The organism is Vibrio sp. 10N.222.49.C9, assembly GCF_041474985.1.
Lineage (GTDB): Bacteria > Pseudomonadota > Gammaproteobacteria > Enterobacterales > Vibrionaceae > Vibrio > Vibrio crassostreae_C.
Genome location: NZ_JBFRVD010000949.1, coordinates 1 through 261 on the forward strand (window position 1 = coordinate 1; position 261 = coordinate 261).

The following is a 261-nucleotide window of genomic DNA, read 5'->3' on the forward strand; positions in this document are numbered from 1 at the left end:
TCATTAGACACACAAAAACGCCCAGAGAGAGCGAGCCCATCGTAACTTCCATATCCCCATCAGTCGGCAAAACAAAATTTCGATACAAACCCCAAGCTACCGCAAAGAAAGGTGTCGCCAGAAACAACGACAGACCAAACAAGTAAGTCACAGGGACTTCACCCACACCAGGCTCTTTCATCACCATACCGGTCATTATGGTCGCTAACATCAACAACAAACTTTTCGACCAAACATCGATGAGCAATTGAATCTCAAAGT

Annotated in this window: 1 protein-coding gene; it reads right to left on the reverse strand. The window is 45.2% G+C overall.

The features are described from left to right. Positions 1-211: hypothetical protein (locus AB4585_RS26360; RefSeq protein ID WP_372171709.1), on the reverse strand; the 211-nt coding region annotated here is incomplete at its 3' end. Between the last annotated feature and the right edge of the window lie 50 nt (positions 212-261).